Genomic DNA, 26,348 nt, shown 5'->3' with positions numbered 1-26,348 from the left:
CCCGGCAAGCCCGCAAACGCTAGCACCGGCGGTAGGACAGGAGAATAGGATCCCCGCACCGAACGGGGTCGACCCCACGTCGGCCCGTTGGACGATCGCTCGTCCGGATCGATGGATCGCTGCGCAGGTGGGGCGCCGGAGCGCGCCGGCAGCGCGGGACGCGAGCGCAGGGCGCGTGGGCGCGCGGGGAGGGCGACAAGGGTGAATGTGGGCGCACAGGAGCGAGGAGCGCGTCGACGGGCGACGGCGCGGGACAAACCGGCCTCGACAGCGCATGTCACCGATGTGGGTCAGGTCCTGACAGGACCCGGCCGACGTGCTACGAGCTCCCGCCCCAGGGATGATTTCCGCCGCCGGTGTTGCTCCCCTGCGCCTCGCGCTCGCCGTGCTGGCGACCACCGGCCCCGTCGGCGGCTGCGTCGCCGATCAGGAGCGCCCCGCGATGTCCGCCGATTCGCTCGACGGCCTGCCGATCTGGGAGGGGCACGCGCCCGAGGTCTTCGACGACAACATCGAGCCCGCGGCCGTGGGCTTCTCGCTCGACGGGCCGTCGCCGAGGTCCGACCCGTTCCTCCGGGAGCGGGCGCAGACCGCCGACGTTGTCGCGCGGGTCCGCGTGAGCACGGTGACGGTCGACTCGATCGGCGACCAGAGCTCCTACCACCTCGCGGTCCAGGTCATCGACGCCCCGCTGGCCACGCCCCGGCTGCCCGACCGGGCGTTCGAGCTCCACATCCGCCCGACGAGCCGCGCGTTCGGCGTCGCGAAGGCGGTTGACGCGCGGCTCCGCGGGCTCACCTTCATCGCCTTCCTCCGGCGCTTCGCCAGCGAGGCAGGCGAGCCGGAGTTCCACTGGCACCTTTCACCTGATACAGCGGAGGTCACCGCGGCCGTCAAGGAGGCCGTCGTCCTCGGGGAGCTGTCTGCGCCGTGAGCAATGTGAGCATCAAGACGGTCAAGGAAGTCGACGCCCTCCGTGTCGCCTGCCAGATGGCGGCGGAGACGCTCCTCGGCGTCGGCGAGATGATCCGCGCCGGCATCACCACCGAGGACATCAACACCTTCGTCCACGAGGACACGCTGCGCCGCGGCGGCTACCCGGCGCCGCTGAACTACCACGGGTTCCCGAAGAGCGTCTGCACCTCGATCAACGAGGTGGTCTGCCACGGGATCCCGTGCGACCGCGTCCTCGAGCCGGGCGACATCATCAACGTGGACGTCACCACGATCTACAACGGCTTCTACGGGGACACGTCGGCGACCTTCTACATCGGCAAGCCGTCGCCGGAGGCGAAGCACGTGACCGAGGTGTCGCGGCGCAGCCTGCAGCTCGGCATCGCCCAGGTCCGGGACGGGGCGCGGCTCGGGGACATCGGGGCCGCGATCCAGGAGTTCGCCGAGGCCGAGGGCTGCTCGGTGGTGCGGGCCTTCGTCGGCCACGGCATCGGGCGGCGCTTCCACGAGGCGCCGCAGGTCTCGCACGTCGGCAAGTACGGCAGCGGCGCCCGGCTCCGCGCCGGCATGTGCTTCACGATCGAGCCGATGATCAACCTCGGGACCTACGAGGTCGAGATCCAGGAAGACAAGTGGACCGCGCTGACGGCCGATCGCTCGCTGTCGGCGCAGTTCGAGCACACGATCGTCGTCACGAAGACCGGCTGCGAGGTGCTGACCCGGCGGAGCAAGCCGCTCGCGAACAGCGAGATCTTCGCCGATCCGTTCGCCGTCTCCGCGGCGCGGGCGCTCTGACGCGCGGCGCGTCCACCGGGTGAGCGCGCGGCGCCGGGCGAGCGCGCCGCCGCGCGAGCGCGCCGCCGCGCCGGGCGAGACGGCCGGCCGTGGCCAGGGGCGAGGCGGCCCGTGACGACGATCGGAACGGAGTTTTGTCGACCGTTCGGCGCGGGATTGGGGGTAGAAGCAGGCATGGCCTTGGACGAAGCGTCGCGTGCCCGTATCGCGCCGTATGTGTCGAGCCTGACGGCCGACGTCTTCTCGCTGTCGGGTCTGCCCGAGGAGGTCATCGCCGTGCTGTTCGCGTACTACTCGCGCAGCCGCGATGACCTGCGGACCAACCTCGCGCGCCTGCTCGGCGACGAGGAGCTCGACGTGGCCCCGGGGGCCGACGGCCGGCCGCAGCGCGGGCTCGCGTTCGCGTCGGACAAGGCGCGGAGCTTCCACGAGAAGTGGGTCGTCGGCTACGGCCACGCGTCGGTCGCGGAGCACGCGGTCGTGCACCTCGCGATCGAGAACGTGAGCATCGTCGCGTCCAAGGTGATCGAGGACCTGCGGCTCGGCTCGTACACGGAGAAGAGCACGCGCTACGTGGTGTTCGATCAGCACGCGTTCGTCGATCTGCCGGAGATCGAGGGGGAGCACGCCGCGCGGTACCGGGCGTCCTGCGAGCGGCTCTTCGCGGCCTACCTCGACCTGGTCCCGAAGGTGACCGAGCGGCTGAGCGCGCGCGAGCCGAAGCCCGAGAAGATGTCGGAGGGCGCCTACAAGGCGGCGCTGCGCGCGCAGGCGTGCGATCTGCTGCGCGGCCTCCTGCCGGCGGGGACGCGGACGAACATCGGCCTCACGGCGAACGCGAGGGCGCTCGAGATCCTGCTCACCAAGATGATGTCGCACCCGCTCGAGGAGGTGCGCAGGGTCGCCCGCGACATGCACGCGGCGGCGCTCGCCGTGACCCCGACGCTCGTGAAGTACGCCGCGCCGAACGAGCTGCGGAGGGAGCTGCAGGCCACCGTCGGCGCGGCGATGGAGCGCGTCTACACGCCGCCGGAGGAGGGCGTCAGCGCGACGATGGTGATCAACCAGCCCGTCCGGCTGGTGCGCTACGACAAGGACGCCCTGGAGCGGATCGCGCTGGCCCTCGCGTACGAGGGCAGCGATCCGGGCGTGCACGCCTACAACCTCGGCGACGCGCTCCGCCGCGCGACGCTGCCGGAGCTCATCGCCATCGCGCAGGCGGCGTGCGCGAAGCGCGGGCCGTACGACGCGCCGCCGCGCGCGTTCGAGGCGTCGACGATGACCTTCGAGCTGATGCTCGACTACGGCGCGTACCGCGACCTGCAGCGCCACCGGATGCTGACGCCCGCGACGCAGCGGCTCACCTGCCGGCTCGGCTTCGAGACGCCGCAGGCGCTCCTGGAGCTCGGCCACGCCGAGGCCTACCAGGACGCGATGCTCGCCGCGCGCGACGCCTGGCACGCGATGGAGGAGCGCTACCCGCTCGAGGCGCAGTACGCCGTGCCGCTCGGCTTCCGCGTGAGGACGCTGTGGACGCTGAACCTGCGCGAGCTCTTCCACGTGATCGAGCTCCGCTCGGCGAAGCAGGGGCACACGAGCTACCGGCGCATCGCCCAGGGGCTCTACCGCACCGCGATCACGGTGCACCCGTGGCTCAAGGACATGATCCGCGTCGACCTGAACGACTACGCGCTCGCGCGCAGCTGACACGCGCCGGGCACCGCCGCTCTAGCTAGAACGACCAACGGGTCGAAGCCGCTCGAAAGAGCAGAATTTGGAACCGCCAAGGCGCCAAGGACGCCAAGAAAACACAAAAATCTTGGCGTCTTGTGGCGCCTTGGCGGTTCACTTCTCGCTCGATCAACGTGTCCGGTGCTCTAGAGGCGCGCTGCTTCGATGAGCTCCGTCGCGGCCTTGAGCGACGCGCCGGTGACCTTCGCGCCCGACAGCATGCGCGCCACCTCGGCGATGCGGTCCTTCTTGTCGACGCGCGTGACCGAGCTCTTCGCGATGCCGCCCGCGTTCTCCTTGGCGACGACGAAGTGCGCGTCGGCGAACGCGGCGATGGGCGCGAGGTGCGTGATGCAGAGCACCTGGTGGTGGCGCGCGACGTCGCCGATCGCGCGCCCGATCTTGTCGGCGACGGCGCCGCCGACGCCGCTGTCGACCTCGTCGAAGACGTAGAGCCCGGCGGGGCCGCACTCCGCGAGCACGCGCTTCAGGGCGAGCAGGGCGCGCGACAGCTCGCCGCCCGAGGCGATGCGGCGCAGCGGGCGCGGCTCGATGCCCTTGTTGGGCGAGATGAGGAACTCGACGCGGTCGATGCCGTCCTGGCCGAGGCGGGCGCCGTCGACGACGAGCTCGGCGCGGTCGCCGCCGTGCGGCTCGATGTCCACGACCACCCGCGCGCCGCCCATCCCGAGGTCGGCGAGCTCCGCGGAGATCGCGGCGCCGAGCTTCTCGCCGGCCTTGCGCCGCTTCGCCGAGAGCTTGCGGGCGCGCTCGGCGGCGACGGCGAGCAGGGCGTCGCGCCGCCGCTCGAGCTCCGCGACGTGGCTCTCGACCCCCGAGAGCTGCTCCAGCTCGGCGGCGAGGCGCGCGCGCGCGGCGAGCACGTCCTCGATCGTGGGGCCGTGCTGCCGGAGCAGGCCCTCGAGGCGGTACATGCGATCCTCGATCTCGGAGAGGCGATCGGGATCGGCCTCGGCGCGCTCGGCGTAGCGGGCGATCTGGCGGGCGGCCTCGCTGAGCTCCGTCCAGCAGGCGTCGACGGCGCGGGCGACGGGGTCGAGGGCGGGGTCGATCTCGGCGGCGGCCTGGAGCTCGGAGGCGAGGCGCGCGAGCTCGTCGCACATGGCGTCGTCGCCCTGGTCGAGGCGGGAGGCCGCGCGCCGCGTGATGTCGTGCAGCCGGCCCGCGTGCCGCAGCCGGTTGCGCTCGGCGGCGAGATCGGCGAGCTCGCCGGGGCGCGGCGACAGCGCGTCGATGGCCTGGAGCTGGAAGGCGAGGAACGCCTCGCGCTCGCCGCGGCCGCGCTCGCGCTCGCGGGCGGCGCGGAGCTCGGCGGAGATGGCCTCGAGCTCGGCGACGTCGGCCGCGAGCTCGCTGCGCGCCGGGACGAGGCGGCCGAAGCGATCGAGGTAGCCGAGGTGCGTCGACGGGTCGGTGAGCGCGACGCTCTCGTGCTGCGAGGCGACGTCGGCGAGCTCCGGGGCGAGCGCCTGGAGCTCGCCCGCGGTGCAGAGGCGGCCGTTCAGGTACGCGCGCGAGCGGCCCGTCGCCTGGACGACGCGGCGGACCACGAGCTCGCCGCCGCTCGCGATGCCCGCGGCGTCGAGCATCGCCATCGCGCGATCGGAGCTGCGCACGTCGAACAGCGCCTCGATCTCGGCCTCGTCGGCGCCGGGGCGGATCTGCTCGGCGCTCGCGCGGCCGCCGAGGACCAGCGAGAGCGCGCCCACGACGATCGACTTGCCCGCGCCCGTCTCGCCGGTGAGGACGTTGAACCCGGGCTCGAGCCGGAGCTCGAGGGCATCCATCAGAATGAAGTTCTTGACCCGAAGGGCGACCAGCACAGCGGCGGGAGGATAGGAAGCTTTCGGCCCGTCGTCAGCGGATCTTCACCTGCTTCATGACGGTGACGGGGATCCCTTCGAAGGGCGGGACCGAGATATTTCGGAACGCGTTCGCAATGCACGCGGCCGTGGCCGTCCCCACGAGGTCGCCCCCTTCGACGCGCGACGACATCGCCTTGCCCGAGGTCGCGAAGGTGACGGCCACCCGGGCTGTGCCGGTGAGGCCCTCGCCCGTGCACCCGGCGGCGGCGGCCGCTGCCGACGCGAGGGCGCTCGAGGCCGCGTTCGGATCGAAGCGGGCCGGGGCGTCCCGCGCCGGAAGGAGCGGCGCTGGGGGCGGCGGCGGCTGCTTCGCCGCAGCCTTCGGGCGGTCGGGCGCGGTCGGCGCCGCGGCCAGGGCCGGCTTCTCGGCGGCCCGGGGCTGCTCGCCCGCCGGCTGGTCTGCGTTCGCCGGGGGCGCGGCGCTGGGCGGCGCGGGGCTTGCCGCCGGCGCGGCGCTCGGCGGCGCGGGGCTCGCCGCCGGCGCGGGGCTCGCCGGCGGGGCGCTCGCCGCCGGCGCGGGGCTCGGCTCGGGCGCCGCCGCGAGCGCGGTCGCCGCCGGAGCCGGCTTGGGCGGCGGCGCGGCCGGCTCCGCCGTCGGGCCGGCGGCGGGCGCGGACGGCGGCTGCTCCGCGACGGCTGCGGCAGGCGGCTCCGCGACCGGCTCGTCGTCGAGCGACGGCTCCCGGTCGACCGCGGGCGACGGCTCCCTGTCGGCGACCTGCTCGGCCTGCGCGGGAGGGGCGGGCGACGGCGGCGCGTCCGGCGGCGCGACGAGCGCGCCGCTGCTGGCGGCGAGCGCGGCCTCGGCCGTCGCGGCGCTCGACGATCGGCCGCGGGTCTGCGCGAGGTACACCGCGGCGCCGAACACGACGAGGACCACGATCACCGCGCCGGAGACCGGCAGGTACTGGCGCACCACCGTCGACACGGCCCGCAGCCCCTCGGACACGCGGGAGCCGGCCGTGATCGAGGTGCGCACCGGCGTCTCGTCCCCGGACGCGGAGCCCGCGTCGGCGTGCTCCTCCGCGGGCAGGACGTCGGTCTCGAGGGGCTGCGCGGGGAACGACGGGGAAGAGCTGCGCCCCGCGGCGGCCCCCTCGAACAGCCCGCCGCTGATGCTCAGGATCTCGTCGTCGGCCCGGAGCTCGTTGCGGCGCTCCCGGTCGTCCGCGCCGGGCGGCGGCGCCATGCTGCGCAGGTCGATGAGGCCCGAGTCCTCCTTGCGGCCGGCGCGCCCGCGGTCGGTCTGGCCGAGGAGGTCGGTCTGGCTCGTGCGGTCGCCCGCCGGACGGGCGGTCGTGCGGGGGGCGCTGCTCGCGCGCGCCGGCGGCTCGCGCGAGGGGCGCTCGTCGCCGTTCGCCGGCTCCCGGAGCTCGCCGGCTGCGCCCGTCGCCTCCGACGGCCTCGGCCTCGCGCGCTCCCGCCGCGGCTCTTCCGCGGTCGGCGACGGGCTCGGGAGCGGCGGCGGGGTGAGCGCTCCCAGCAGGGCGAGGTCCGCCGGGGAGGCGTCGCCGGGCTGCATCCCCGGGCCGGACCGGGCGCGCCGCGCGGCCGGCAGGGGCTGCGGGGCGAGCGCCGCCATCACCTGGACGTCCTGGAGGCGCAGCTCGGGAGACGAGCGGTGCGACGACGGCCGGCCCTCGTCGATGGAGATCGGCGCCGGCGGCAGCTCGGACAGCGGCGCCGGCGGCATCTCCGACGGCGGCGCGATGGGCCGGGAGGAGCCGCTCGCGCGCGGGGCGGTCGCGGGCCGCGGCCGCGCTGTCACCGTGGCGGGCCGGTGCTCGCGCCGCGCCGGCGGCCGCACCGGGATGGGCGCAGGCGCGCCCGTGCGGCGCCTGGGCGCGGCTTCCGGCGCCGGCGCGGGGCGGCTCGCGCGATCGTCCTCGGGGGGCTCCGACCCGAACGAGAGCGAGGGCGGCTCGACCCCCGGGGAGAGCATCTGCGCGAGGTCCTGGATCGAGACGGGATCGGAGTCGGCAGGGGGGAGCGCGGATGGGCTCCGGCCGCTCGTCGGCGGCGCCGAGCCGCCGCGGCGCGCGTCGTCCCAGGAGACGCCCGCGAACGTGCGCGACCGCATCAGGATCTCGCGCCGCCCCAGGCCGCCGTCGGGCGTCACCACCGCGTGCTCGAGCGAGGCCTCCGCCGCGACGTCGAGCGCATCCAGCGAGGACGCGCCCTCGCCGGACCCGGGCTCGTCGCCCAGCTCCTGCTGCGCGATCCGCTCCGCGAGCGTCAGCCCGCGCGCCCGACCGGACGCGGACGACGCCGGGCGCCGCTCCGAGCCCGACGCGGGCTGCGGCCGGCGCTGGATGCCAGCGCCCGGGAGCGTCGACTCGGCGTCCAGCAGCTCGCTGGACAGGCCGAGATCCCGCTCCAGCGCGCGGCCGGATGACGGCCGCGAGCGCTCCGGCTCGCTCGATGGCTCCCGCCGGTCGCGTCCGCTCGCCGAGCTCGGGACGCCCGAGGGGGAAGGCCTCGAGTCGGTGCCGCCTGCCCTGTCGGCCGCCGACTGCTTGCTCTTCGTGCGGCAAGACTTGCAGACAAACGGCAGAGACGGACGCATCTCGCGTCCGACGCCGATCTCCACGTAAGCCCTGCAGACAGAGCAGGCGAGTTGCACGTTGGTGAAGAGAATCGCGCAGCTCGACAGCCTGCGCAATCTTTCTTCCTGGCGACCGGGGCGGCCGCCCTCGTGGGGCGGCCCGACGCGCTGCTCCGGCCGGTCCTTCGTCGCTTCCGCTCTCTACGTAAGGGGCGTGCTGGCGATCACAGGCCGAGGGGCGCCGGCGGGCGCACCCAGCGCTGCTCGAGCCACGCCAGCGAGACCGGCGCGCTCCGCAGCGCCGCGTCGACGGCGCGCGCCGCCGGATCCGGGGCGGGCGGGGCCCCGGGAGCGCGCGTCGACAGGATCCAGTTCGACAGCTCGTAGTGGTGCAGCAGCGGCGCGAAGCGGTGCGCGTCGAAGCCGGCGAGGATCTCGGCCGCGCGGCTCAGGCGATCGCAGGGCAGGAGCGCCGTGGTGACGTCGAAGAGCAGGGCGCGGAGATCCTCGAAGGCGCGCTCCGGATCCGCGGAGACGCTCTCCAGGAGCGCCTCGAAGCCCGCGTCGGAGAGCCCCGCCGCCTCGGCGGCCTCGGCCATCGCGGGCACCTGCGTGGCAAGGAAGTCGGCGTTCGGAGCGTGCCCGAGGAGCCGCCCCACGAGGTACAGATCGAACGCGCTCGCGATCGACTCGGCGAGCAGGAGCGCTTCCGCGCTGGGCGGAGCGCCGGCGCTCGCGGACGTGAGGGCGCGGTGGGCGAGGTGGTGCCACGCGACGTGCGCGACGACGTCGGCGGCGATGTGCTCGCCCGGGATCAGGTCGCCCTGCTCGCTCTGGCTCCAGAACGTCAGGTTCAGGAAGACGACGCGATCCCAGCTCGCCTCGACGTCGGGCACGCGGAAGCGGTACCCGTCGCGCCGCAGCACCTGCTTCAGATCGTCGTAGAGCGCGACGTGCCGGAACGAGCGCTCGTCGTCGATGGTGAGCTCATCCAGGGTCAGGCTTCTCAGCTTCACGCCGCGGACCTTAGATCCTGATCGTTCCATCAGCCATAGCGGAGGCCTGGAAGAACCCGGCGACCCGGGGTGTTTGGGGCTGGAGCCGGGATCTTCCCGACCAGCGACGCAAGTTCCCGCCAATGGCCGGTGTTGCAAGCGGCGCCGGCTTAGGCATGATGCGCCCCGTTCCTGCGCCAGCCGAGGAGGCACACCGAATGATTTCCGTCAGGTCTCTCTGTTCCATCGCGCTCGTGCTCGTCGCCAGCGGTGTCGCCGGCTGCAAGGAGGACCCGCCTCCTCCCCAGCCGGAGCCGGCCAGCTCCGCGGCGGCGAACAAGGGCAAGGCGAACCTGCGGACGCCCGTGTCGCCGATCGCGAAGGTCGACCCGCAGTCGATGAAGGAGTACCGCGTCGATGCCTGCTACTTCGGGACGCTCTCGCTGAAACAGGCCCGCGACGCCTACCTCGCGAGCCTCGGCAAGGACGCGCCCAGCGAGAAGAAGATCCCGAGCTTCGGCCTCGAGGATCTGTCGAAGCCCGGGGACGCCAAGACCGCGCTCCCCGCGAAGCCGCCGACGCCCACGACCGGCGCCGCCGCGCCGAAGACGACGGCCGTGCCGCCCGGCGCCGCCGCGCCGGCGGGCAGCGCCGCCGCCGGCCTCAAGGGCGGCCCCGAGCGCCGGCCGATCAACATCGGCGCGCGCGCCCCGTACGAGCGCAACGCGCGCGCCTGCACCGTCGCCCTCAGCCTCAAGGAGCCGGCCATGCCGGACGTCGACGCGGCGCTCGCCGAGTACGCGCCGTTCGCGAGCGACCTCGCGAAGAACATCGCCGCGGCGGCCAACTACTACCAGCGCGAGGAGTACAAGAAGGACAGCTTCGCCAAGGGCAAGGAGCTCCACGCGAAGCTCCTCGAGGGCTTCGAGAAGCTCGACGCGCACTCCGACAAGCTCGGCCTCGCGGTGTCCGCGTGGCACGCGTCGCACATGCCCGACCTCTCGAAGGCGGACGAGGGCCAGAAGGCGGCGCTCACCGCCCTCGAGGACGCGCGCGCGCTCATGGTGATGCTCGCCAGCAAGAACGTCGACCCCGCGGCGGTGAAGGCCGCGCTCCAGAAGCTGGAGACGTCCGCGGCGGCGCTCAAGGCCCACGGCACGACGAACCAGACCGACCCGTGGTCCAAGATCATGGCGCCCGCGTTCGACAAGTTCATCGGCGACGTGAAGGCGGCGGAGCCGAAACTGACGGACAAGGGGATCAGCTCCCCCTCCCTGTACCTGCCGGTCGTCACGGGCTTCGTGTCGCTGATCGAGGGCAGGCACCGGTCGCTCTCCCGCTCGCTCATGGCGAAGGCCCAGGCGGAGAAGGCCCAGACCGCCGGGACCGCGCAGCCGGCCGCTCCGGCCGCGCCCGCGCAGAAGGAGTGACGCGCCCCGGGGCGGCGCGCCCCGCAAGGGCGGCGCCGCCCGCGCGCTGATCAGCGTGCGCGTGCCCCCAAGGGCGCGCGCCGATGACACGGCGCCTCCTCCGGGAGGCGCGGGCGCTATCAGATCTGGCGGCCGGTCCGGCGGGAGATGGCGAGGCGGTAGAGCGCCTCGTACTGCCGCGCCGCGTGCGCCCAGCCGAAGTTCTTCTTCATCGCCCGGAGCTGCATCGTCCGGAAGTAGGCCGGGTCGGCGCGGTAGAGGTGCACCGCCCAGGCGACGGTGTTCCCGAGCGCCATCGACGACATCTCCTCGAACTTGAAGCCCGTGACGTTGTTCTCGACGGTGTCGTCGAGGCCGCCGACGGCGCGCACGACCGGCAGCGTGCCGTAGCGCTGGCTGTAGAGCTGGTTCAGCCCGCAGGGCTCGTAGCGCGACGGCATCAGGAAGAGGTCGGAGCCCGCCTCGATCCGGTGGGCGAGCCCCTCGTTCATGCCGACGTAGACGCGGAAGCGATCGCTCGATCCGGAGATGCGCGAGAAGAGGTCCTCGGCCCAGCGCTCGCCGGAGCCGAGGATGACGAACTGGACGTCGAGCGAGAGGATGTGGTCGAGCGCGCCCGCGAGGATGTCGATCCCCTTCTGCGTCGCCAGCCGGCTGATGAGCCCGAGCAGCGGGACGTCGGGGCGCTCCTCGAGGCCCATCTCGCGCTGGAGCGCCGCCTTGCAGCGGGCCTTGCCGCTCAGGTCCTCGGCGGAGTAGGTCGCCGCGATGTGGGGATCGGTCGCGGGGTTCCAGATGGAGTCGTCGATGCCGTTGAGGATCCCGATCACGTCGCTGCCGCGATCCCGCAGCACGCCGTCGAGGCCCTCGCCCCCCTCCCACGTCTGGATCTCCTGCGCGTACCGGGGGGAGACCGTGGAGACGAGCGTGGCGTTGTAGATGCCGGCCTTCAGCAGGTTGATGCTGTCGTACGCCTCCAGGCAGAACCTGTGGAACTGGTCCCAGCCGAGCCCCGTCGTGGGGAGCTGGAACTTGTTGAACCAGCCCTGGTAGCCGAGGTTGTGGATCGTCAGGATGGTCGCGGCGCGCGCGAGCGGCGACCGGTGCTCGAGGACGTTGATGTAGAGCGGCACGAGGGCCGACTGCCAGTCGTGGACGTGGACGACGTCAGGCCAGAAGCCGAGCGCGTGGCAGAGCTGCAGCGCGCCGCGCGAGAGCAGGGCGTAGCGGGCGAGGTTGTCGCCGAACTCGCCGTGCGCGTCGCCGTAGATGCCGTCGCGGTCGTAGAGCACGTCGTGCTCGAGCAGGTACACGCGGGGCGCGGGCGCGCCCGGGGCCCCAGGCTCGAGGCGCGTCTCCCAGACGCCGGTCCACGCCTCGCCGCTGCCCACCGGCACGCCCAGCGGCTCCGGCAGCCGGCGCGGCATGAACACCTCGGCCGGAGGCGCCCCGTCGCCGCCCTGCGCCGCGGCGACCGCGGGCGCGGCGCCCGCCGCCACGTCCGTCGGCGCCGCGGCGGCCAGCGCGGCGTCGGCCGGGTCGAGGGCCGGCGCGCCGGCCGCGGCCGCGGCGACGGCGGCCCCCGCGACGGGCGCGCTGCCCCGGAGCTGCTGCTCGGCGGCCTCGGTCTGGCGGGCGAGGTAGCGCTTGGCGACCCGGTAGGCCGGCATCACGACGCGCACGTCGTGGCCCGCCGCGGCGAGCGCGAGCGGCAGCGCGCCGGCAACGTCGGCGAGGCCGCCCGTCTTGGCGAAGGGGACGCATTCGGACACCACGAAGAGAATTTTCAGGCGCGGCATGGACATGGGAGGGGGCGCGCCCCGGGTCACGCCGAGCGCGTCGCGTCCCTTCTACCAGCTTCACGGGCGATCTTGACCACGCGATCGACAGAGCGGTCGAGACCGAGCGCCGACGTGTCCACCACGAAGTCGGCCTGCTCATAGAGCGCGCGCCGGGCCTGGAAGAGCGCCCGGAGCTCCTTCATGGCGTCGGCGCGGTTGGCCATGGGGCGCGCGTCCCCCTGCTCGACGACGCGCCGCCAGTGGTCCTCGGGCTTCGCCCGCAGCCACACCGTCACCGCGCAGCGCCGCAGCCGCTCGAAGGTCGCCGGATCGGTCACGAGGCCGCCGCCCGTGGCGACGATGCCGTGGGCGCGCGCGTCGGCGAGCCGATCGAGCTCCTCGCGCTCCAGCCGCCGGTAGTACGCGTTCCCGTGGATCTCGAACAGGGCCGCGAGGCTCATGCCCGCGCGCGCGGCGACGAGGCCGTCGAGCTCGAGGAACGGCACCCCGAGCCGGGCCGCGGCGCGGCCGCCGATCGTCGTCTTGCCCGCCCCGCGCAGGCCGAGCAGCGCGATGAGGGCGCCGCCGGACCCGCCCTCCGCCTCGCCGGGCGCCGGGCCGCGCGCCGCATCGCCCCCGTCGAGCTCGCCCGTCGAGAGCAGCGCGGCGGCCGAGGTGCCGAGCGCGCGGCCGATGTCCTCGAGCCGCGCCACGGACACGTTCGCTCGGCCGCTCTCGAGCAGCACGAGGAAGCGCTCGCTCACCCCGGCGAGCGCGGCGAGCTCGCGCAAGGTGAGCGCGAGCGCCTGACGCCGCTGCCGGAGCCGCCCGGCCAGGTGCTCGAGGATGGGAGGAGGCATGTGTGATTGGTGCACTATATTTCATGAACGACGGATCAACAAGCACTATAGTGCTTGACGGAGGCGCGCCCTGGTGGTGGGCTGATGCGGATGGAAGCGACAACCTCTCCTCCTTCCGCGGCGGCGCAGGCGGCAGCGCCGCAGACGAGGGCCCGGGACGACGGCTCGTCCGGCGAGGACGCGCCCCTCCGCTTCGAGACGGAGCCGGGCCGCTACAGGCACTGGAAGCTCTCGTTCGAGGGGGCGATCGCGCGCGTGGCGATGGACGTCGACGAGGAAGCGCCGATGCGGCCCGGCTACCAGCTGAAGCTGAACAGCTACGACCTCGCGGTCGACATCGAGCTCGCGGACATCGTGCAGCGGCTGCGCTTCGAGCACCCCGAGGTGAAGGCGGTGGTCGTGACGAGCGCGCAGCCGCGGATCTTCTGCGCGGGCGCGAACATCTACATGCTCGGGTCGTCGACGCACGCCTTCAAGGTCAACTTCTGCAAGTTCACGAACGAGACGCGGCTCGCGATCGAGGAGGCGTGCGCCGAGAGCGGGCAGCACTACCTCGCGGCGCTGAACGGCGTCGCCTCGGGCGGGGGGTACGAGCTCGCCCTGGCGTGCGAGGAGATCTTCCTCTGCGACGACGGGAGCAGCGCGGTGTCGTTCCCCGAGACGCCGCTGCTGGCGGTGCTCCCGGGGACGGGGGGGCTCACGCGGCTCGTGGACAAGCGCAAGGTGCGGCGCGACCTCGCGGACGTCTTCTCGACCCTGGCCGAAGGGGTGCGCGGCAAGCGCGCGCAGGCGTGGGGCCTCGTCGACAGCGCGATCCCGAAGAGCCGCTTCGACCAGGCGGTGGCCCAGCGCGCCGCCGAGCTCGCGGCGGCGACGCCGGACAGGGACGGGCCCGGGGTGAGGCTCGGGCCGCTCGAGGCGCGGCGCGCGGAGGAGGGCGGCGTCTTCACCTGCGCGTACCGCCACGTCTCGGTGAGGGTCGACAGGGCCGCGCGGACGGCGGAGATCCGCGTGCTCGGGCCGGACGGCGGCGGGCCGACGGACGCGGCCGGGATGCGCCGCGCGGGCGCGGACCTGTGGGCGCTCCGGGCGTTCCGCGAGCTCGACGACGCGCTGCTGGATCTCCGCTTCAACCACCCCACGGTGGGCCTCGTCCTGCTGAAGACGAGCGGCTCGCCGGACGCGGTGCGGGCCGCGGACGAGGCGCTGTGGGCGAACCGGGACGACTGGTTCGTGAAGGAGGTCCTGCTCCACACGCGGCGCGTGCTCAAGCGGCTCGACCTGACGGCGCGCAGCGTGTTCGCGCTGGTCGAGCCGGGCTCGTGCTTCGCGGGGAGCCTGTTCGAGCTCGCCCTCGCGGCGGACCGGTCCTACATGCTGGACGGCGAGTCCGACGGCGGGGAGTCGGCCGCCATCGGCCTGAGCGCGCTGAATTTCGGCCCGCTCGTGATGTCGAACGGCCTGACGCGGCTCGCGTCGCGCTTCCTCGCCGCGCCGGAGCGCGTCGCCGCGCTGAAGGAGAAGACGGGGCTCCTGTCCGCCGAGGAGGCGCTGGAGGAGGGCCTCTGCACCTTCACGCCGGACGCGATGGACTGGGACGACGAGGTGCGGCTCGCGATCGAGGAGCGGGTGAGCCTGTCGCCCGACGCGCTCACCGGGATGGAGGCGAGCCTGCGCTTCTGCGGGCCCGAGACGATGGAGACGAAGATCTTCTCCCGGCTGTCGGCCTGGCAGAACTGGATCTTCCAGCGCCCCAACGCGGTGGGACCGCGGGGCGCGCTGAGCGTGTACGGGCGCCCGGAGCGCCCCGAATTCGACTGGAGGCGGACGTGAGCGCAGTCGTCAACTCGGAGAGGATCCCGAACAACGTCGACCTCGCGTCGGACAGGAAGCTCCAGCGCGCCCTCGAGGCGTGGCAGCCGAAGTTCATCGACTGGTGGCGGGAGACGGGGCCCGCGGGCTTCCAGGCGGACGACGTGTACCTGCGCACGGCGATCAGCGTCGACCACGAGGGGTGGGCGCACTTCGACTACGTGAAGATGCCGGAGTACCGCTGGGGTATCTTCCTCGCGGATCCGGTGCCCGGCCGGAAGATCGGCTTCGGTGACCACCTGGGCGAGCCGGCGTGGCAGGAGGTGCCGGGGGAGCTCCGGAACATGCTGCGCCGGCTCGTCGTGACGCAGGGGGACACGGAGCCGGCGAGCGTGGAGCAGCAGCGGCTGCTCGGCCAGAGCTGCCCGAGCGTCTACGACCTGCGGAACCTGTTCCAGGTGAACGTCGAGGAGGGGCGGCACCTCTGGGCGATGGTGTACCTCCTGCACAGCCACTTCGGCCGCGACGGCCGCGAGGAGGCGGAGGCGCTCCTGGAGCGGCGGAGCGGCGATCCGGACAAGCCGCGGATCCTCGGCGCCTTCAACGAGCCGTGCACGAACTGGCTGTCGTTCTTCATGTTCACGTACTTCACGGATCGCGACGGCAAGTACCAGCTCCTGGCGCTGGCGGAGAGCGGGTTCGATCCGCTGTCGCGCACGACGCGGTTCATGCTGACCGAGGAGGCGCACCACATGTTCGTCGGCGAGACGGGGCTGCTCCGCATCTGCCAGCGCACGTGCGAGCTGATGAAGCGCAACAAGAACGAGGACGCGCGCGCCGAGGGGGGCATCGATCTGCCGACGATGCAGAGGTACCTGAACCTCTGGTACTCGCTGTCGCTGGACCTCTTCGGCGGGGAGATCTCGTCGAACGCGGCGTCGTTCTTCGCGTCGAGCGTGAAGGGCCGCGCGAAGGAGGAGTCGTACGACGATCACCGGGCGCTCGACGGCGCGTACCCGATGGACGTGCCGATCGCGGCGGCCGGCGGCGCGGTGTCCGGGTGGCGGCGCGAGGAGGTGCCGCTGCGGAACGCGATGAACGAGGTGCTGCGCGACGAGTACGTGAGCGACTCGCAGCGCGGGATCGACAAGATGAACCGGGTGATCGAGGAGGCCGGCGTGCCGTTCAGGCTCAGGCTGCCGAGCCGGCGCTTCCACCGGAGCTCGGGGATCTACGCGGGGCTCCACTTCGACGTCGACGGCAACCCGATCTCGAAGGAAGCGTGGGAGCGCCGGCGCGACGAGTGGCTGCCGACCGCGGGGGACGAGGCGTACGTGAAGAGCCTGATGGAGAAGCCGGTGTTCGATCCGAAGCAGATGGCGAACTGGATCGCGGCGCCGATGAAGGGGCTCAAGGGGAAGCCGGTCGACTTCGAGTACGTGCGGCGCTCCGGGTAGGTCGCGCGGAAGGCCTGGCGCCTGCGCCGAGCAGGGAGGAGATCGGGTTACTGGGCGGGCGGGGCCGCGTCGGGAGCGGGCGCGCCCGCGTCGGCGGGAGGGGGTGGGGATTTCCTGGGCGGATCGCCGTGCTCGGCGATGAGCTTCTTCACGAGGCCGTCGAGGAGCACCTGCTCGTGGTACTGCGGCATCGCGGGGAGCTGGACGGCGACGTGCACGCCGGCGCGGCCGTTCACGACCTCGATCGCGCCCTGCGTCACCCTGCTGCCGCTCTCGGGGCTGCGGTACTCGAAGAGCAGGTAGCCGTTCGAGACGTCCTTCTCGACGATCTTGAAGCCGAGATCGACCCGCACGAGGCGCAGCGCCGTGCCGTAGGTCTGCTCGAAGGTGTAGGGCGACGCGTAGGCGACGCTGGCGCTGGCGTCCCGCGCGCCGAGGAGAGCGACGGCGGGGGCGGCGAGCGCGGCGACGAGGAGCGCGATCGGCGAGAGGCGGCGCATGTCCGCGGCGTAGAGGGGCGGACGCGGATGGGCCAAGTTTGTTGCCGGCCAGGGCACGGGTATGCTGGCGTCGACCTCGATGGACCGTCCCTACGTCGAGCAGCTCCGTATCCAGGGCTACGGGTGCGTCCATGACGCGACGCTGCAGCTCACGCCGCTGCACGCGCTCATCGGGCCGAACGACAGCGGCAAGAGCACGGTGCTGCGCGCGCTGCGGATCCTGTCCTCGGTCCTCGAGCGGTCGCTCGGGGCGCCGGCGCCGGACACGCTCGGGCGCGGCACGCAGGCGAGCAAGGCGGCGGGCGGCTCGGTGTTCGAGGTGTCGGCGGCGAGCACGACGTGGCGCGTGGAGCTCGACGCCGAAGGGCGGGCGCGCACGACGTCGTTCCCCAGGGACCTGGAGCCCCCCTCCCTGCTCGACGACGCCGACGAGGACGACGTCACGACGAGCGGCACGAGCCCGGAGCGCCCCGCGCCGGACATCGTCCAGGCCCTGCGCGGCGCGCAGATGCTCCGCCTCGACCCGGACGCGCTCCGGTCCCCGCACCCGCTCATCCCGGACGGGCAGCCGCTCTGGTTCGCCGACGAGCGCGGCAGCGGCCTGCCGGCTGTCTACGACGCCGTCATCAGCCGCGACCTGTCGGCGTACATCGAGCTGAACGAGGAGCTCGCCCGGCTGTTCCCCAGCGTGAGGAGCATCCACCTCGGCAACCCGAGCCCCACCACGAAGGCGATCGGCGTGAAGCTCGCAGGCGGCGCCGTCGTCCCGGCGTCGCTCATGAGCGAGGGCATGCTCTATTACCTCGCGTTCGCCGCGCTGCCGCACCTCGACCCGATGCCGCTGCTGCTCGTCGAGGAGCCCGAGCACGGGCTCCACCCCGCGCGCGTCGCCGACGTGATGCGCGCGCTGCGCCTCGTCTCCGAGAAGACCCAGGTCCTGCTCGCGACGCACAGCCCGCTCGTCGTGAACGAGCTCCAGCCCGAGGAGGTCACGGTCGTCACCCGCGCGGGCGAGCAGGGAATGAAGGCCACGCGCATCCTGGACACGCCGGGCTTCGAGGATCGCGCGCGGGTGTTCGCGCTGGGCGAGCTCTGGCTCAGCTACGCCAACGGCGCGGACGAGGCGCCGCTGCTCACGGGAGGCCCGCGGCCGTGATGAAGCCGCCCGAGAGGACCAGGGTCTTCCTCGTCGGCGAGGGCGAGAACGAGCTCGGCAGCCGCGCCGGGCCCCCGGGCTTCCAGTCCGACAAGCGCCCCGGCGTGCTCTTCGCCCTGCTCTCCCGCGTCCAGCCGAACGGGTGGGTCGTCGGCGGCGCCCGCGACTGGAAGAGCATCCGGAAGTACAGCGCGCACGGTGCGATCCACGAGGACACGCGCCACGTGCTCGGGGCGGCCCTCGACGCGAAGGAGGCGGGGTGCGACGTGCTCGCGTTCGCGCGCGACATCGACCGGGATCCGGCGCGCCGCGAGGCGATCGCCGAGGGCATCCGGCGCGTGTCGTCGAGCCTCTCCTCGCCGCCCGAGGTGATCGGCGGCGTGGCCGTGCCGGCGCTCGAGGGGTGGATCCTCGCGCTCCTCGGGGAGAGGGCGACCGAGGAGCTCTCGCCGCTCAGGGCGCAGGCGATGCTCGCCGCGAAGGGCATGATGCCGGACGACGGCGCCGCCATGGTGCGCGTCGCCGAGGACGCCGACCTCGACGCCGTCCCCCAGGACGCCACCTCGCTCACGGAGTGGATCGCGCGCGCGCGCGCCGTGCTGCCGCGGCGGACCGGCCGCGGCGCGAGGTGACGCGCGGCCGGTACGCGGCGGCTCACCGGCGGCACTGCGGGGTCGCGGAGAGCGCCGCCCGCGCCGTCTCGCGCAAGCCGTGCGGCGTGTCCTTGTCGAGGAGCGGCTTGAGGCGCGCCGGCAGATCGGCCGGGTGCACCGCCCCGAGCGCGGCGAGCGCCGCCGAGCCGAGCCGCTGATCGCGCTCGCCGACCGGCGCCTTCGCCCGCAGCGCGAGCCGCGTCCACAGGTCGACCGAGGCCGTGTCGCACATCGCCCCGAGCGCGAGGATCGCCCGCGCGCGCACCTCGACGTCCTCCTCCTTGTCCTCCGCCCTGTCGCGCACGGCCTCGATGTGCGCCGTCGCCCGGTGCGCGCCGAGGCCGTCGAGCGCGCTCCGGCGCACCTCGGGCGACGCGTCGTCGAGCGCTCCGACGAGCGCGCGGTCGCCCGCCGCCGTCGCCGGCATCGCGCCGATCGCGAGCGCGGCGCCGCCGCGGATGAACGTCCACGGGTCGGAGGCGAGCCGCGCCGCGAGCGCCTCGGCCGCGCCGGCCGGCAGCTTCGCGCCGGCGGAGGCCGCGCGCGAGAGCGCCACGATCGCCGCCTCGCGCACGCGCACGTCCGGATCGGAGGCCGCCGCGAGCAGGTCCGGCGCGAGCGACGGGACGTCCGCCGCGACCTCGGCGGCGCGGAGGCGCACGTGGGCGTCCGCGTCCTTGCGGAGCGAGGCGCGCAGGTACGCCTCGGCCGGCCCCTCGCCCGCGCGCGCGAGCGCCGCCGCGGGCGCCTGGAGCAGGTAGCGCCGCGCGAAGGGGGCGCCCGTCGCGGAGGCGAGGGCCTGGAACGCCGCGCCGCCGCCCTTCACCCGCCCGAGCGACGGCCCGAGCGCGCGGAGCAGATCGAGCTGCGCGTCCTCGGGGCGGGCGCGCAGGCGATCGAGCTGGACCTCCTCCTCGACGACGGGCGCGGCCCGCTCGCTGCGGGCCGCCGTCGCGAGCGCGGCCCGGAGCTCCCTCCGCGTCGCGCCGCGCGCCCCGGCGAGGGCGTCGAGCAGCGCCGGCACCGCCTCGGCGGGCGCCACGAGCGCGAGCTCGCGCGCCGCCGCCACCCGGGCCGCGGCCGCGCCGCCCTTCACGACCTCCGCGAGCGCCGGCGCTGCCGCGCGCCCGCAGCGGCGGATGCGATCGCGCGCGTGGTGGAGCTCGGGGTCGGGCTCGGCTGGCGCCGCGCGGCGGCCACCCCCCAGCGCGGCGCCGGCCGCGCCCGACGTGGGCCGCGCAGCGCCGGCCGCGCCCGACGCTGGCCGCGCGGCGCCGGCCGCGCCGGACGTGGGCCGCGCCGCGGCCGCCGCGCCGGACGCGAGCCGCGCGGTGAAGAACGGGATCTGCACCGCGCACGGCGCCGTGTCGATCACGCCCGCCGCGAGCTGCCTGCCCGCCGGGTCGAGCCTGTCGTAGCCGGCGATCGCCGCCTCGACCGCCTCGGGCCCGCTGCGCGCGAGCAGCGCCGCCGCCGCCCTGGCGCGCTCGCCGCCGCCCGCGAGCGCGCCGACGAGCGCCGCCGGGCCCTGCCCGTCGAACGCGGTGCGCGCCGTGATCTCGGCGATCGTGACGCGCACCTCGGGCGCGGACGGCGAGCCCCGCTCCCCTCCCCCGGCCTGCGCGCCGCGCGGCGCGTACGCCTCGTCGAGGACGACGGCGACGCACGAGGCCCTGATCTCCTCGGGCAGCTTCACCTCGTAGCTGGCGGGCTCCTTGAGCCACGCGTCCTCGGGCAGGCTCACCTGGAAGAGCCGATCGGGCGTCGCGACGAACAGCGTGCGCGGCGCGGCGCCGCCCTCCACGCCCTCGGTCGGCTTGATGCGCAGGCCGAAGCCCGTGATCCCGACCTCGTCCGCCGACGAGAACGACACGAACTCGCCCCGGCCCACGCCCGCCTTGCCCTCGGACCACGCGGTCTTCGGATCGCCGTCGGCGATCTCCGCGAAGCGCTTGCCGACCGCGCTCGACGCCGCGGTCGGGCGCAGCAGCCGGAAGCCGGGCGCCGCCGCGTCGGCGTCGTGGCGCTCCGCGGCCACCTTGCCCGCCGCGCGCCGCGCCTCGGCCGGGAGGTTCTGGTAGCTCGCCCCCTTCAGGAGCGTCATCGTCCGGGGATCGACCTCGCTCGCCCCGACGAGCGCCGGCCGCCCGCAGATCGTCACGTCGTCGCGGAGCTGCCCGACGAGCACGCGGCTGCCGCTGGCGAGCGGCTCCACGACGACGGCGTCGCTCCGCCCCTCGCCGTGCTCCCCGGTGGCGACGCCGGTCCAGCCGCTCCAGAGCACGAGCGGCTCCGTCCCCTTCCCCGCGAGCGGCGCCGCGAGCAGCATCACCCAGGAGCCGCGCCCCGCGTCCGCGGCGCTCGCGCCGCCGGCGGGCGCGTCGACCTTCGCGAGGTGCTTGCCGTCGGCGAGCGTGACCGGCGCGACGCGCGCGCCGCCGAGCAGCGGCGCGACCTCGGAGGGCACGGCGAGGACGTTGCCGCCGTCGGGCGCGCAGGCCGCCGCCGAAGGGCAGGCGCGGGCCGTGATGCCGCGCGCGTCGATGCGGACCGCGAGCGCCTGCTGGCCCGCCGCGTGAGGGAGCACCACGGGCGCGACCTGCGCGGCGGCGTCGCCGAGCCAGGTCGACGAGGCCGCGACGGCGAGCGCCGTGGCGCTCGCGCGGAGCCAGAGGGAACGAAACCGCGAACAGCTCATGGCGGCCATGGTAGTCGCCTCCCGCGGCCGCGCGCTCGCGCGTTGAGCGTGAATCGAGCGTGAGTTGAGCCGCTCGAGCGCCGCCCCCGGGGCCCGCGCCTGCGCTGCGGCGCGTCGTCCCTGGCGGGCCCGCCGCGCGCGCCGGCGCGTGCCTCTGTTGCTTACTTCGGCGTCTCCGCGGCGGGGATCCAGAAGCCGCCCTCGTCCGGCGGCGTCATCCCGAGCGCCTTCGGGAGCACGTTCGTCCAGCCGGCCACCGTCTCGAGCAGGTAGATCTCCGCGCCGGCCTCGATCTCGCCGATCGGCTTCTCCTTCTCGTCGCGCCGCGCGCGGACCGGGATCGACCGCGTCGCCTTCACGATCGGCGGCGCCTTGTCGAGCGCGAGCTGCGCCCCGGCCACCGCGGTCGTCGGCGGGATGTACTGGTCCATCATCTCGCCCTTCTTCAGCGGCTCCAGGTCCTTGAGCCGCCCCCAGGCGTCGATCGTCAGGTCGCCCCGCGACATCAGGTGGACGAAGCCGTTCTTCGCCTCCGTGCTCCAGAAGAGCTGGGCCGTCCCCTCGAGCATCCGCAGCGTGAAGATCACGTCGCCGTTCGGGCGATCGAACAGCTCGATCGTCGACGTCTTCATCAGGTAGCCGCGCGCGCTGCCGGGGACCTCCATCCTCATGGGGACGCCGCGCTGCAGCGCGAAGGCGTCGCACGGGGCCGACGCCCTCGCCGTCTGCCGCTCGGACCCGGAGATCGACAGCTCCGCGCGCAGCGAGTCGCCCGTCGCCGCGACGAGCTTCACCTTCTGCGCGCTCGAGATCCAGATGTGCCCGCTGATCACCGGGATGTCGCGCGTCGTGTACACAGCGACGTCCGCGGGAGCGACGTAGCCGTCGATCCGCAGCGCCGGCGAGCCGTCGGACGTGCTCAGCCGCGCCCGGCCCGACGCCGGGTCCGCCGGGATCGCGCTCAGCGTCATCGGCACCAGCGCGCCGGTGAAGTTCGCGATCGTCCGGCCGCCGCTCGGGGCGTCGTGGAGCTGGGCACCCTTCGTCACCGGCGCCGTCCCCTTCAGCTTGCAGGCCGGCCCCGAGACCGCCGCCTGCGCGGTCGCCGCAGGCGCCTGCGCGGTCGCCCCGGTCACCGGCGCGGTCGCCCCGGTCACCGGCGCGGCCGGCACCGCCACCAGAGCGGGCTCAGCCCTCGCCTCGGAGACGGCCCCCGCGCCCGGGAGCCCCGCGCCGCAGAGCACCGCCCCAAGAGCCAGAAGACCAAGTCCCAGAACGTCGCTTCTCATCCACTTCCTCCGACGTGGGCCGGCAGCCCCGCGCTGGCGATCCGCACGCGCGGTCCCCGCCTGTCGAGCCTCCCTGAGCCGCCGGCCTCCTGCGCGGCGGCGACCAGCAGGACCGCCCGGCGCGCCGAGCCGTCCCTGCCGTTGGTCGGATCATCCTAGCGGATCATTCAGGCATCGCCCGAGAAAGGTCCTACACCGCAGCGCTTCGGGCATTTCGGGTGTATTGAGCAGGGCGCCCGACGCGCACGCCGGGCAGCCCGGCTGGACGGTACCTGCCTCCCCGGGAAGCCACGCCCATGCACGGATTCGATCTCGCCTTCGCCTCCCCCCGCAAGCTCCCGCGCGCCCGCGACCTGCGCGGCAACGTCGCCGTGCTCGACATCGCCTTCGCCTCGGAGGCCGGGGGCAAGAGCTTCGAGACGGTCACGCTGCCCCTCATCCAGGAGCTCGGGCCGCGGCTCGCCGCCTGGGTCGACCACCACGACAGCGCGCACCACGCGCGCTTCGCGGGCGACCCCCGCTTCGTCCTGTCGACAAAGGCCGAGCACGGCGCCTGCCCGGAGATGATCACCCCCGAGGTCGTCGCCCGCGCCGGGCGCGTCGACACCCTCGTCTGCCACGTCGACTTCGACGGCCTCGCGAGCGGCGCCAAGTGGATCCGCGGCGGCGTCGAGCCGTACCCCGGCTGCGACGAGGACGCCCGCGCCATCGACACCCGCATCGGCGTCCCGGGCCCCGTCGCCACGCGCATGGACCGCGCCCTCCGCGCGCGCCCCCGCGACCAGGCCCTCTTCGGCCTCATCGTGCGGCACCTCGCGTCGGGCCTCGCCGACCCGTCGCTGTGGACCCTCATCGACAAGGCCGGCGCCGAGCTCGCCGTCATGGAGGCCGAGACCCGCCGGATCGCGCTCCGCTACGAGCGCGTCGAGCCGGGCGTCGTGCTCGTCGACGCCTCGCAGCGCGGCGGGCCCTACGACAAGACGCTGCTCCTGCTCATCGGCCAGGAGCGCGCGCCCATCTCGGTCGTCGTCGACAACGACAGCGTCACGTTCGCCGCCCGCTTCGACAGCGGGGTGAACTTCCTCGATCTCTTCAAGATCTCGGGCGGGATGCCGACCCGCATCTCCCTCCAGCGCCCCCGGCTCAAGGACGCGCTCCTGGCGCTCGGCGTCAAGCCGGCCGACGCGAGCCGCCTCGCCGCGTCCCCCTGAGCGGCCCGCCGCGCCCTGAGCGCGCCCGCCCCCGGATCCCTGCATCCCGCAGCGCCGCCGGATCGTTGACGCTGTGGGCCCCGGCTGCTACGGGGCATTTCAGATTTGCAATTTGCAACTCTGAAATGACGGCGTGACCTGAGGCATCACGCCCGCGGCGAGCACGAGGGGTATGGCAGCGACCAACTTGTCTTCCACGTCGAGCAGCGGTGTCGACGAGCTCCTGTTCCGGAACGACGCCGTCTCGCTCTGCCTGCTGGTCAATCGACGGCACCGGACGCTCCGCATCATCGACTTCCGCGCGGGGCCGACCCCATCCAAGCGGAACTTCGTGCTGTCGACCGCGAAGCGCGAGGGGGTCGAGAAGATCTTCACCCTCGTCGAGCGCGACGAGGTGCCGACATGGACCCGCCTCGGGTTCGTCCGGGAGGGGTCGATCCCCGGCTTCTACAAGCGCAGCGACGCGTGGATCCTCGGGGCGGTCGTGTCCGGGATGTCGTCGCAGATGCGCGCGCAGGGCGACGACGAGGACGGCGCCGAGGGCGAGGACAAGGCGGGCTCGCCGGCGGTGCTGCTCGCGGAGCGCACGATCGTACGCGCGCGCCGGCTGGTCCGGGAGAGCGAGGGGCGGCCGCTGCCGGCGATCAAGATAGCGCCGGCGAGCGGGCCGGAGCTGCGGCGGGCCGTCGCGGCCGCGCAGCGGGCAGGGCGGGCGCTCACGGGATTCGAGCCGTTCGGGCGCGACGCGGTGCGGACAGGCTACGTGCTGTCCGCGCGCGGCGGCTTCAGCCTCCACGCGGCGTGGGAGATGCAGTCGTGCTTCGGCAACTCGTTCCTGGAGATCCTCACCTCGCCGCGCCACGAGTCGGAGCGGCTCGCCACCACGGCGGCGATCGGCGCCCTCTGCGAGCGCCTCGTCGAGGAGAAGGCCGTGAGCACGTTCACCTTCGCCCCCGCGGACGACCAGGAGCTGTGCGCCGCCCTCCTCGCGAACGGCTTCCGCCGCTCGGCCGTGCTGGCGCGCCACCTCGTCGTCGGTCGCGCCCGCAAGGACGCGATCCTCTGGGCGAAGAAGCTCGTCGCGCCCGAGGCCTGAAGCCGCGCGCGTCGCGGGCTACTTCGCGAGCGCCCGCGGGTCACGGCGCGAGCGCGAGCGCCCGCTGGCTACTTCGCGAGCGCCCGCGGGCTACTTCGCGAGCGCCCGCGGGCTACTTCGCGAGCGTGACCTCGTAGTCCTCGATGACCGTGTTGGCCAGCATCTCGTCCGCCATCTTCTTCAGCCGCGCCTCGAGATCGGGCGCGCTGCCGAGCGACGGATCCAGCTCGATCTCGATGAGCTTGCCCACGCGCACGCCCTTGACGCCCGGGAACCCGAGCGCGGCGAGCGCGCGCTTCACGGCATCGCCCTGCGGATCAAGGACCTCTTTCTTCAATCGAACGGTGACGACGGCTTTCACTGGCTCTGCTCCAAGCGCGCTTCGCGCGACGCTACAACGGGCGCGGCCGCGCCCACCTACACTCCCAGGTTGCGCGGGATGCGCACGGCCGGGTCCTCCAGGTCGGGGACGAACGCGGCGCCGGTGATCCGCTCGAACGCCTCGATGTAACGGCGAGACGCCTCGATCCGGACCTCGTCCGGGATCGGCGGGATCGGCCCGTCGCCCTGGAAGCCCCGCGCGGCGAGCCAGCGGCGCACGTACTCCTTGTCGAACGACTCCGGATCCTCGCCGGCCGCAAAGCGCTCGGCGTAGGACGACGCGAACCAGAAGCGGGAGGAGTCGGGGGTGTGAATCTCGTCGATGACGACGATGTTCCCGTCCCGGTCCTTGCCGAACTCGTACTTCGTGTCGACGAGGATGAGCCCCTGGTCCGCGCAGTGGCGCGCGCCGTGCTCGAACAGCGCGAGCGCCATCTCGGCGGCGGCGTCGAAGTCGCGCGGCGCGATCGTCCCGAGCGCGAGGATCTCCTCGCGCGAGGCGGAGAGGTCGTGGCCGCCCTTCGGCGCCTTGGTGCTCGGGGTCAGGATGGGCCGCGGCAGGCGCTCGTTCTTGCGCAGGCCGTCGGGGAGCCGGTGGCCGCAGAAGACGCGCTCGCCGCGGGCGTAGTGCGTCCAGATGCTCGTCGAGGTCACGCCCGTCACGTACGCGCGCACCACCATCTCGACCGGCAGCGGCGTGCACTCGAGCGCCTCGAGGACGTTGGGGTCGGGCTGCGAGATCATGTGGTTCGGCGCGACGCCGCGCGTGCGCTCGAACCAGAAGGCGGAGAGCCGGTTCAGCACCTGCCCCTTCAGCGGCAGCGTGCCGAGCACGCGGTCGAAGGCGCTGATGCGGTCGGTGACGACGAGCAGGCGGCGGCCGTCCGGCGTCGTGTAGCAGTCCCGCACCTTGCCCTCGTAGCGGGCGAAGGGGCCCGCGAGCGAGGTGCGCTCGAGCACCCTGCCGAGCGCGGTGCGCAGATCGTCCTCGGTGACCATGGGGCGCGGCTTACCCGGCCTCGGGGGCCGAGTCGACAGGTTTTCGGAGGCTCCGGCCGAGTTCCCCTCCCCGCGCCGGGCCCTCGGCCCCCGTTGGTCTCCGGCCGGGGGGGTGGTAA

The 26,348-nt window shown here is 74.0% G+C and carries 20 protein-coding genes; 10 read left to right on the top strand and 10 right to left on the bottom strand.

Going from position 1 to position 26,348, the window contains the following annotated elements; all coding sequences use genetic code 11:
- The first annotated feature begins 340 nt into the window (after positions 1 to 340).
- The 3 genes from WMF24_RS06075 to WMF24_RS06065 all read left to right on the top strand — a co-directional run bounded on the left by WMF24_RS06075 (position 341) and on the right by WMF24_RS06065 (position 3,456).
- Positions 341 to 934: a cobalamin ABC transporter substrate-binding protein gene (locus WMF24_RS06075; protein WP_437735402.1), complete on the top strand. Its 594-nt coding sequence runs from the start codon at positions 341 to 343 to the stop codon at positions 932 to 934.
- Positions 931 to 1,749 carry a type I methionyl aminopeptidase gene (gene map, locus WMF24_RS06070; RefSeq protein WP_437735401.1) on the top strand — a complete coding sequence of 273 codons (819 nt, stop codon included), beginning with the start codon at positions 931 to 933 and terminating at the stop codon, positions 1,747 to 1,749. Before WMF24_RS06075 ends, map begins: the two co-directional genes overlap by 4 nt.
- Before the next feature lie 174 nt (positions 1,750 to 1,923).
- On the top strand, positions 1,924 to 3,456 hold the full coding sequence (locus tag WMF24_RS06065) for an FAD-dependent thymidylate synthase (RefSeq protein WP_437735400.1): 1,533 nt from the start codon (positions 1,924 to 1,926) through the stop codon (positions 3,454 to 3,456).
- Positions 3,457 to 3,626: 170 nt separating this feature from the next.
- Here WMF24_RS06065 and recN read toward each other — a convergent pair whose 3' ends face one another.
- The 3 genes from recN to WMF24_RS06050 form a co-directional block, all read right to left on the bottom strand.
- Positions 3,627 to 5,324 (bottom strand): DNA repair protein RecN, encoded by a 1,698-nt coding sequence (gene recN / locus WMF24_RS06060; protein WP_437735399.1) that lies wholly within the window; start codon positions 5,322 to 5,324, stop codon positions 3,627 to 3,629.
- A gap of 34 nt (positions 5,325 to 5,358) precedes the next feature.
- Positions 5,359 to 7,932, bottom strand: coding sequence for a hypothetical protein (locus tag WMF24_RS06055; RefSeq protein ID WP_437735398.1), 2,574 nt, complete (start codon positions 7,930 to 7,932; stop codon positions 5,359 to 5,361).
- A gap of 203 nt (positions 7,933 to 8,135) precedes the next feature.
- Positions 8,136 to 8,927: a hypothetical protein gene (locus tag WMF24_RS06050; protein ID WP_437735397.1), complete on the bottom strand. Its 792-nt coding sequence runs from the start codon at positions 8,925 to 8,927 to the stop codon at positions 8,136 to 8,138.
- Positions 8,928 to 9,124: 197 nt separating this feature from the next.
- Here WMF24_RS06050 and WMF24_RS06045 point away from each other — a divergent pair, with 197 nt between their 5' ends.
- Complete coding sequence (locus WMF24_RS06045; RefSeq protein WP_437735396.1) at positions 9,125 to 10,336, top strand: DUF3829 domain-containing protein; 1,212 nt, start codon at positions 9,125 to 9,127, stop codon at positions 10,334 to 10,336.
- 119 nt (positions 10,337 to 10,455) lie between these two features.
- Here the strand turns inward: WMF24_RS06045 and WMF24_RS06040 are convergent, their stop codons facing one another.
- Positions 10,456 to 12,135 carry a glycogen synthase gene (locus WMF24_RS06040; protein ID WP_437735395.1) on the bottom strand — a complete coding sequence of 560 codons (1,680 nt, stop codon included), beginning with the start codon at positions 12,133 to 12,135 and terminating at the stop codon, positions 10,456 to 10,458.
- Positions 12,136 to 12,161: 26 nt separating this feature from the next.
- The gene (locus tag WMF24_RS06035) at positions 12,162 to 12,977 is read right to left on the bottom strand and encodes a shikimate kinase (RefSeq protein WP_437735394.1); all 816 of its coding nucleotides are present in this window, start codon (positions 12,975 to 12,977) and stop codon (positions 12,162 to 12,164) included.
- Positions 12,978 to 13,067: 90 nt separating this feature from the next.
- Here WMF24_RS06035 and boxC point away from each other — a divergent pair, with 90 nt between their 5' ends.
- Both boxC and boxB read left to right on the top strand, forming a co-directional pair.
- Positions 13,068 to 14,810, top strand: coding sequence for a 2,3-epoxybenzoyl-CoA dihydrolase (gene boxC, locus WMF24_RS06030; protein ID WP_437735393.1), 1,743 nt, complete (start codon positions 13,068 to 13,070; stop codon positions 14,808 to 14,810).
- A complete protein-coding gene (boxB, locus tag WMF24_RS06025; protein WP_437735392.1) occupies positions 14,807 to 16,246 on the top strand; it encodes a benzoyl-CoA 2,3-epoxidase subunit BoxB in 1,440 nt (479 codons plus the stop codon). Before boxC ends, boxB begins: the two co-directional genes overlap by 4 nt.
- Positions 16,247 to 16,293: 47 nt before the next feature.
- Here boxB and WMF24_RS06020 read toward each other — a convergent pair whose 3' ends face one another.
- Positions 16,294 to 16,746, bottom strand: coding sequence for a hypothetical protein (locus WMF24_RS06020; RefSeq protein WP_437735391.1), 453 nt, complete (start codon positions 16,744 to 16,746; stop codon positions 16,294 to 16,296).
- Between the two features lie 79 nt (positions 16,747 to 16,825).
- On the opposite strand from WMF24_RS06020, the gene WMF24_RS06015 reads away from it, so the two are divergent.
- Together WMF24_RS06015 and WMF24_RS06010 are read left to right on the top strand one after the other, a co-directional pair.
- Positions 16,826 to 17,902, top strand: a complete 1,077-nt coding sequence (locus WMF24_RS06015) for an AAA family ATPase (RefSeq protein ID WP_437735390.1) — start codon at positions 16,826 to 16,828, stop codon at positions 17,900 to 17,902.
- Positions 17,902 to 18,534, top strand: a complete 633-nt coding sequence (locus WMF24_RS06010; protein WP_437738770.1) for a hypothetical protein — start codon at positions 17,902 to 17,904, stop codon at positions 18,532 to 18,534. Before WMF24_RS06015 ends, WMF24_RS06010 begins: the two co-directional genes overlap by 1 nt.
- Positions 18,535 to 18,556: 22 nt before the next feature.
- Here WMF24_RS06010 and WMF24_RS06005 read toward each other — a convergent pair whose 3' ends face one another.
- Both WMF24_RS06005 and WMF24_RS06000 read right to left on the bottom strand, forming a co-directional pair.
- A complete protein-coding gene (locus WMF24_RS06005) occupies positions 18,557 to 21,253 on the bottom strand; it encodes a HEAT repeat domain-containing protein (RefSeq protein WP_437735389.1) in 2,697 nt (898 codons plus the stop codon).
- 161 nt (positions 21,254 to 21,414) lie between these two features.
- The gene (locus WMF24_RS06000; RefSeq protein ID WP_437735388.1) at positions 21,415 to 22,542 is read right to left on the bottom strand and encodes a hypothetical protein; all 1,128 of its coding nucleotides are present in this window, start codon (positions 22,540 to 22,542) and stop codon (positions 21,415 to 21,417) included.
- A 296-nt stretch (positions 22,543 to 22,838) separates the two neighbouring features.
- On the opposite strand from WMF24_RS06000, the gene WMF24_RS05995 reads away from it, so the two are divergent.
- Together WMF24_RS05995 and WMF24_RS05990 are read left to right on the top strand one after the other, a co-directional pair.
- Complete coding sequence (locus tag WMF24_RS05995) at positions 22,839 to 23,753, top strand: hypothetical protein (RefSeq protein WP_437735387.1); 915 nt, start codon at positions 22,839 to 22,841, stop codon at positions 23,751 to 23,753.
- A 172-nt stretch (positions 23,754 to 23,925) separates the two neighbouring features.
- Complete coding sequence (locus WMF24_RS05990; protein ID WP_437735386.1) at positions 23,926 to 24,849, top strand: hypothetical protein; 924 nt, start codon at positions 23,926 to 23,928, stop codon at positions 24,847 to 24,849.
- A gap of 112 nt (positions 24,850 to 24,961) precedes the next feature.
- On the opposite strand, the gene purS is transcribed toward WMF24_RS05990, so the two are convergent.
- Complete coding sequence (gene purS / locus WMF24_RS05985) at positions 24,962 to 25,210, bottom strand: phosphoribosylformylglycinamidine synthase subunit PurS (RefSeq protein WP_437735385.1); 249 nt, start codon at positions 25,208 to 25,210, stop codon at positions 24,962 to 24,964.
- Between the two features lie 56 nt (positions 25,211 to 25,266).
- On the bottom strand, positions 25,267 to 26,229 hold the full coding sequence (locus WMF24_RS05980) for a phosphoribosylaminoimidazolesuccinocarboxamide synthase (RefSeq protein WP_437735384.1): 963 nt from the start codon (positions 26,227 to 26,229) through the stop codon (positions 25,267 to 25,269).
- Positions 26,230 to 26,348: the final 119 nt, after the last annotated feature.

The organism is Sorangium sp. So ce1335, assembly GCF_051521615.1.
Classification (GTDB): Bacteria; Myxococcota_A; Polyangia; order Polyangiales; family Polyangiaceae; genus Sorangium.
Note: the sequence above shows the minus strand (reverse complement) of the source record. Positions and strands in the feature narration are given on the sequence as shown.